This window comes from Longimicrobiaceae bacterium (assembly GCA_036375715.1).
Taxonomy (GTDB): domain Bacteria; phylum Gemmatimonadota; class Gemmatimonadetes; order Longimicrobiales; family Longimicrobiaceae; genus DASVBS01.
Genome location: DASVBS010000040.1, coordinates 1 through 7,056, shown reverse-complemented (window position 1 = coordinate 7,056; position 7,056 = coordinate 1). Strand labels below are relative to the sequence as shown.

Annotated in this window: 7 protein-coding genes; 2 read left to right on the top strand and 5 right to left on the bottom strand. The window is 67.5% G+C overall.

The genetic code is table 11. The features are described from left to right. The 3 genes from VF167_08195 to VF167_08185 form a co-directional block, all read right to left on the bottom strand. A partial coding sequence (locus tag VF167_08195) for a hypothetical protein (GenBank protein ID HEX6925396.1) occupies window positions 1–1,043 on the bottom strand: 1,043 nt, incomplete at its 3' end. Further along, complete coding sequence (locus VF167_08190) at window positions 1,040–1,174, bottom strand: hypothetical protein (GenBank protein HEX6925395.1); 135 nt, start codon at window positions 1,172–1,174, stop codon at window positions 1,040–1,042. The genes VF167_08195 and VF167_08190, both read right to left, overlap by 4 nt. 187 nt (window positions 1,175–1,361) lie before the next feature. Beyond that, window positions 1,362–1,823 carry a nuclear transport factor 2 family protein gene (locus VF167_08185; protein ID HEX6925394.1) on the bottom strand — a complete coding sequence of 154 codons (462 nt, stop codon included), beginning with the start codon at window positions 1,821–1,823 and terminating at the stop codon, window positions 1,362–1,364. Window positions 1,824–1,872: 49 nt separating this feature from the next. Between VF167_08185 and VF167_08180 the strand changes: the two genes are divergently transcribed. Further along, the gene (locus VF167_08180; protein HEX6925393.1) at window positions 1,873–2,475 is read left to right on the top strand and encodes a TetR/AcrR family transcriptional regulator; all 603 of its coding nucleotides are present in this window, start codon (window positions 1,873–1,875) and stop codon (window positions 2,473–2,475) included. Window positions 2,476–2,620: 145 nt separating this feature from the next. Then, window positions 2,621–4,438, top strand: coding sequence for a glycoside hydrolase family 15 protein (locus VF167_08175; protein ID HEX6925392.1), 1,818 nt, complete (start codon window positions 2,621–2,623; stop codon window positions 4,436–4,438). A 1-nt stretch (window position 4,439) separates the two neighbouring features. Here VF167_08175 and folE read toward each other — a convergent pair whose 3' ends face one another. Together folE and VF167_08165 are read right to left on the bottom strand one after the other, a co-directional pair. Further along, window positions 4,440–4,988 carry a GTP cyclohydrolase I FolE gene (folE, locus tag VF167_08170; GenBank protein HEX6925391.1) on the bottom strand — a complete coding sequence of 183 codons (549 nt, stop codon included), beginning with the start codon at window positions 4,986–4,988 and terminating at the stop codon, window positions 4,440–4,442. Window positions 4,989–5,092: 104 nt separating this feature from the next. Further along, window positions 5,093–6,643: an FAD-dependent oxidoreductase gene (locus tag VF167_08165; GenBank protein HEX6925390.1), complete on the bottom strand. Its 1,551-nt coding sequence runs from the start codon at window positions 6,641–6,643 to the stop codon at window positions 5,093–5,095. Between the last annotated feature and the right edge of the window lie 413 nt (window positions 6,644–7,056).

The following is a 7,056-nucleotide window of genomic DNA, read 5'->3' as shown; positions in this document are numbered from 1 at the left end:
ACCTCCGGACCCCAGCCGACGCTCCCCAGCCGAGTGGCCCGGAGGCCGGTCTCCGCCCCCGCGCGCCCGAGGCCGGCAAAGCGAACGAGATAGCGCTGCCCGCCAGGACCCCGCGCGCGGAACTTCAACCGCTCGTGGCGGGGAACGCAGGGTTGATTCCCGGCGCCGGAGACGACCGAGCGCCAGCGACCGGCGGAGAGGTCCTCCACCTCGTCCAGGGCGAAACGGTCGCACACGCGTGCAACGCGATCTGTTTCGTCGGGCGCCGGATAGTGGCGACTGCGCTCGAAAAACTCGCGTACCTGCTCCGTCGCCAGCCCGGGGGGATGTAGGCTGCTGGGAAAGAGGACGATGCGCGCGCTGTCGACCCCAAGACGTCGCAGCCAGGCGGCAACACAGAGGAAGGTCTCCCCCGTTGCGCCCGGCCCCTCGTCGACGATCAGGACGTCACCGCCGTCCCGCAGCCGGGTGAGGAGCGCTTGGAGAAGGGTGTCCGTGACACGAATGGCCCGGCTCCCCGGCTCGCCGCGCGGTCGCAGGGTGAAGCCCGAGTTGGCCCCCAGCGCTGTGGAGACGAGCGCGGAAATACCGGTGCCGATGCTGCGGATGCCGAGTACGACGGCGTGCTTCGCCCGCCGCGCCCCCACGTCGCGTGCATAATGGCGGGCGGCGAGGGCGTATCCGAAGGGATCGAGCGCGTAGTGGATGTATCCTTCCGGAGCGCGGACCGCGAGCTCTCGCGGCAGGTCGAGGCGGGCGACCTGGTCGAGCGCATCTCCCGCGGCCTTGAACCCGTCTTCGCCGTGCTGTCCCTGGCGAGTCGCCAGATAGGTCGCCGCGGCGGCCCGGCTGAGCCCGCGCAACGCCCGCTCAGTGGGGCCATGATCGTCACAGGCAGGTGAAAGGGCGTCCACCACGGCCTGCTCCAGCTCCCCCGCCTCGATGAAGAGCCCCTCCGCGTCGCCGACCGCGACCCGCGAGGCGAGATAGGCCAGCTTATCGTCCGTCCTCTCCTGGAGCGTCACGTCGCGGAAGGACTTCATGCGAGCACCACGACGTGCCGCTCGGCGTCGGGCAGACGTTCGCCGTTCAGGGTCCGACCCGGGCGAGCAGCGCTTGCGCCCCGCGCGCGTCGGGCGGCGGCAGCGCCCTTATCCACCTCGGAGATCGACATACCGCGTCTCCTCTCGCCGGCAGCCAGTGTCCGCGCCCTGTTGCGAGGAGGCTCGCAAGCCGCTGGAGAAGCGCAGCGGCCGTGCCACCCGACCCTCGGGCGTGGTCCCATCCAGCGTTCTGGCGCCGCTACCGGTGGACCTCGAGACCCGTATACGACGGGTGGGACGGCGTGCGCTGCAGCCGGTTCAGCCGCCTGCCTCGCCCGCTTCGTCAGGCGAGAGGGTTCGTGTGCGCATGTGGGCGGTGCGCAATCTGCCGTCCGGAGCGAAGGTGCCGAAGAAATAGACCTCGTTCGAGATTCGCTCCTCCGCCATCTGCGCGTGCATGGTGTAGCGGGCGGCGAGCCGGTCCTCGACGGCGACCGCTTCGTGTACCTCCACCCGGACCTCGGGGCGGTTCCGGCGCACCGGCTGTGCATGGGCGATGAGCCGGTCGCGATCGATCCGCACTCCGTCCGCGTATTGCACCACGTCGGGGGTGTGGTAGCGGTCTACGATCGGCGCGGCATCACCTTCGTCCGCCAGGAGATCCGCGGTGAACGAAGTGTAGAAATCGGCCAGGAATCGGGCGGGATCCTTTCCATGGAATGCGTGCATGAGGGCCTCGTTGAAGTAGTTGCCGATCACCGGATCACGGTGGATATTCACGACACGGTGTAAGATATCCTGGACAACTAATTCTGTCAACGTGTAAGAAATGGAGTCGCCCCCCGTTCGGAAGCTGCGTGCCGATGCGCGCCGGAGTCGTGAGCAGATCCTGGCCGCGGCTAGGCGCCTCCTGCCGGTCCACCCGGATGTCAGCATGGAGATGATCGCCGCTGAAGCGGGAGTGACGCGGCAGACGGTCTATGCCCACTTCCCGACCCGAGGCGATCTGCTGTCGGTGGTGCTGGACCGCGTCTCGGAGGAGATCACGTCCGAGATCGACCGCGTGGAGCTGGAGGTGGGAAGCGCTACCGACGCCCTGCTGCGGCTGGTGGGCGTGATCGTGGAGACATCCGCGCGGTATGGGCCGATCCTGCGTGCCATCGGCCCCCTTCCAGAGTCACCCGAAGCGGACCAGGTGCGGCACGCGCCGGTCGCGGAGCGCCTGGAGAGGCTCGTCCAGAGGGGACAGCGGACCGGCGAGTTCGACGATACACTGCCCTCGCGCTGGCTGGTCGCGGTGATCATCGCCGTGGCGCACGCCGCCCACGAGCAGGTGGAGGTGGGTAGCATGCCTCGCAAATCCATGGAGTCGATGCTGCGGACGACTCTGGACCGGCTCCTCCGCGCCGATGCGCCCGGACGCACGGACTGACGCCGCGCTGGCGCTACGCGGTCGAAGGCTCAGTGGGACGCGGGCGCCCTCCTCAGCGTTGTCGGGTGAACGCGGGCCGACTGCGTAAGAGCCTCAGCGACCGACCTACTTCACTCATGCTTCACTCATGGAAAAAGGGGGAACCTTGGCGGACACCTCATATCCACCCATCGAGGCGCACGGAATCATCGGAGACCTGCAGACCGCCGCGTTGGTGGGCATGGATGGGACGATCGATTTCCTCTGTCTGCCGGCCTTCGACTCTCCCTCCGTCTTTGCGGCGCTGCTGGACGGGCGGCAGGGTGGGGCCTTCGAACTGCGTCCTGCGTTGAACGAAGCGAATCACACGCAGCTCTATCTGCCCGACACCAACGTCCTGCTCACCCGCTTCCTTTCGGCCGACGGCGTGGCGGAGATCACGGACTTCATGCCCGTCCATCCCGATCCGCACCCCAGCCGCATCGTGCGGCGAATCAAGATGGTGCGAGGGCAGACCCGGGTCCGGATGCGCTGTGCTCCGCGCTTCGATTACGCGCGGGCGGGGCACAAGGTGGTGAGCGTGGAGCATGGAGTGGTCTTCGAGAGCGAGGAAGGGACCGCCCTGCGACTCTCGACGCCGGTGGCGCTGGAGATAGAAGGGGACGAGGTGATCGCGGAGTTCACCCTGAACGCGGGCGAGTCCGTGCCCTTCGTGCTGGAGCAGGTCCTCCCGGACAGACCGGTAGCTGGCCTCGACGAGGCCTACATCTCCTCGTCCTTCAAGGACACGGTGAACTATTGGCGGACCTGGATCGGACAGTCCACTTACCGCGGGCGGTGGCTGGACATCGTGCGCCGCTCGGCGCTGACTCTCAAGCTGCTCCACTCGCGGTGGACCGGGTCGTTCGTCGCCGCGCCGACCTTCGGCCTCCCCGAAGACGTAGGCGGGGTGCGTAACTGGGACTACCGCTACACCTGGATCCGCGACGCTTCCTTCACCCTGTACGCGCTCATCCGTCTGGGGCTGGTGGAGGAAACCCGCGATTTCATCCGCTGGCTGGTGCAGCGAACCGAGGCGCGGGAAGACCCGGGGGCGCTGCAGATCGTGTACGGCATCGATGGCCGCGCCGACCTCAGTGAGACAACGCTCGATCACCTCGAGGGGTACCGCGGCTCCCGCCCCGTGCGGATCGGCAACGCCGCCTTCGATCAGCTACAGCTCGACATCTACGGTGAGTTGCTCGACTCCCTCTACATGTACGACAAGTACGGCGAGCCGACCCATCACGACCTATGGGGGAGAATCGAGCAGATCGTGGATTGGGTGTGCGACAACTGGAACCGGCCGGACGAGGGGATCTGGGAGGTGCGCAGCGTGCGCCGCCATTTCCTGATCTCGCGACTGATGTGCTGGGTTGCGATCGATCGGGGAATACGCCTGGCGGTGAAGCGCTCCTTCCCGGCGGACCTCGTGCGCTGGCGAAACGTGCGCAACGAGATCTACCGGGACATCTGGGAGCATTTCTGGGACCCGGAGGAGCAGGCCTTTGTCGGTCACCTGGGCTCCAAACGCCTGGATGCCGCCTGTCTACTCATGCCGCTGGTGCGCTTCGTCTCGCCCACCGACCCGCGGTGGCTCTCCACCCTGCAGGCGGTGGAACGACGGTTGGTGGACGACTCGCTGGTGCACCGCTACGAGATCGTGGGAAAGGAGGTGGACGGGCTGGCGGGAACCGAGGGGACATTCTCGATCTGCTCCTTCTGGTACGTGGAGTGTCTCTCCCGGGCGGGAGATATCCAGAAGGCGCGCTTCTACTTCGAGAAGATGCTCGGCTACGCGAACCACCTGGGCCTCTACGCCGAAGAGCTCGGGCCGCGGGGCGAGCACCTGGGGAACTTCCCCCAGGCGTTCACCCACCTCGCCCTGATCAGCGCCGCGTACGACCTCGATCGACGGCTCTCGGGCGCCGGGTGGAAGGCGTAGATCACCCCCGCGGAAGCGTCAGGCGCAGGAACTCCTCGCGGGTCATGGGACAGTCGGCGAAGACGCCGCGCATCGCGCTGGTGATGGTGCGGGAATTCTGCTTCTCCACGCCGCGCATCATCATGCAAAGGTGGCTCGCCTCCACCACGACCCCCACCCCGCGCGGCTGGAGCGCCTCGCAGAGAGCGTCGGCGATCTGGTCGGTGAGCCGCTCCTGCACCTGCAACCGACGGGCGAAGACCTCCACCAACCGGGCCAGCTTGGAGAGGCCGACGATCTTTCCGTCGGGGATGTAGGCGACGTGCGCCTGTCCGAAGAAGGGGAGCAGGTGGTGCTCGCAGAGGGAGTAGAGCTCGATCCCGCGGACCAGGACCATCGAGTCGTGCTGCTCCTCGAAGATTCCGGCGCCGATCGCTTCCGCGGGGTCGCGCTCGTAGCCGCTTGTGAGCCAACGGAGAGCGCGGGTCACCCGCTCCGGGGTGCGCACCAGCCCGGGCCGCTCGGGATCTTCTCCCAGCAACTCCAGAAGGCGGTGGACGAGCGACGCCATCTCCTCGTCTGGGTCACGGGGCTCCGCCAGATGTGGCCCGAGCGGGGCCAGGTGCAGATCGGATTCGACCGGCTCGGCGCGGGCGGCAGCACCGCAGGTAGCACTCAGACGACACCTCCGGCGGGATAGCCGCTGGCGGCGGCCTCCATCTCGGCTTCGGCGCGAAGGTTGTTCAGGTCCCGGCCCATCGTCGCCACCGCCAGCCGCCGACCGTCGCGCAGGTAGTGCACCTCGGCGTCGCCCGCGCTCAGATCCCCCTCGATCTCCACCTCGTCCCAGCGAGCGGCGTATCCGACGTAGCGCACGCCGACGCCCCATTGGCGAGTCCAGAAGAAGGCGGGGTCGATGAACGGCTGCCGTCGTCCGAGAATGTTGCGCGCGGCAGCCTGGCCCTGGCGCTGGGCCGCCACCCAGTGCTCCACCCGAATGCGCTCGCCACTCCGCGGATCGGGATAGCGCGCGATGTCGCCCGCCGCGAAGATCCCGGGGGCGCTCGACTCGAGGTACTCGTTGACCAGGACGCCGTTGTCGACCTCGATCCCGGCGTCCTCCGCGAGCTGCGTGAGCGGGCGCACGCCGATGCCCACCACGACCAGCTCCGCCGGGAGCTGCGTGCCGTCGTCCAGGTGGACCGCGTTTGCGTCGATCCGCTCCACCTTCCGACCGAGGCGGAACTGCACGCCGTTTCTCTCGTGGGTAACCATGAGCACCCGCCCGATCTCCGGCCCCAGGTTGTGCTGGAACGGGACCGTGTCGGGGGCGACGACCGTGACCTCGAGGCCCCGGTTTCGCAGCGAGGCGGCCGCCTCCATACCGATGAAGCTGGCCCCCACCACCACCGCCCGTTTGGCGGACTCGGCGGCGCGGATGATCGCCCGGCAGTCGGTGAGGGAGCGCAGCAGGCGCACGTGGGGGAGATCCCCGCCGGGGACGGTCAGCCGCACCGGCTTCGAGCCGGTGGCGAGCAGCAGCGCGCCGAAAGAGAGGACCCGGCCATCCGCGAGCTCGATCTGGCGCCCGGTGGGATCGATCGATCGCGCCGCAGTCGAAATCCTCTCGATCCCGTGCTCTTCGTAGAAGCCCTCGGGGCGAAGCGGGATCCACTCCTCGGGCGCCTCCCCGGCGAGATAGTCCTTGGAGAGGTTGGGTCGGTCATAAGGGGCGTCGCCGTCGGGATCGATCACCGTGACGGGGCCGGTGTACCCCTCGCGCCGCAGCATCTCCGCGGCGGCGCTTCCCGCCGCTCCGGAGCCGACGATCAGCACGGACTCGGGGAAGTCCACTCGGCGACCGAGCGAGTCCAGCGGTGCGGCTTCCCTCCGCCCGACGAGGTGCACGCGGCCGTCTCGCACTTCGGTCTGCCAGCAAGGAATGGGGTTGAGCGCCGGGGCCTTGATCGCCTCCCCGGTCCGGAGGGAAAAGCAGGCGTGGTGCCACGGACAGCGCATAGTGTCACCCACCACCAACCCCTCCGCCAGAGGCCCGCCATAATGCGTACAGCTCCCCCCTACCGCGAACACCTCCGCCCCGCGGCGGACCAGCACCACCGGCTCTTCGCCGACCTGGCCCGCGAACGGCCTCCCCTCCTCCAACGTTTCGAGCGGAATCCCTCCCGTGAGGTCGACTCCACTCGATCCCGTCTGATCACTACCCATGTCGTCTCTCCCCTTTGTGCCTGAGCGTGCCCTCCTCGACAATGACACGCGCCAGAGGCTTTGTCAACAGATTGGTTGACTTACTCATAAAAATTAAGAATTACGAATTACGAATTACGCCAACCGCAGAGGTCACAGAGGATTTCGCAAAGGGCGCGGATGGTGCGGCAACCTTGGTGTCCTCTGCACCATCCTCCGCGACAGCCGTCGGCAAAATTCGTAATTCGTAATTCGTAATTCGTTATTTCTGTCCTACCAAGGAAAACCCAGTCGCAGATAGAGCCGGTCCGTTTCTCCCCGCGCATAGGTGACGCTGACCACCTGGCCGGCGGAGCGGAACCAGAGGCCGAGGCCTCTGCCGCGGTGCCAGCCGCCGGGCGAATCACCATCCACGTACACGCGACCGAGGTCGA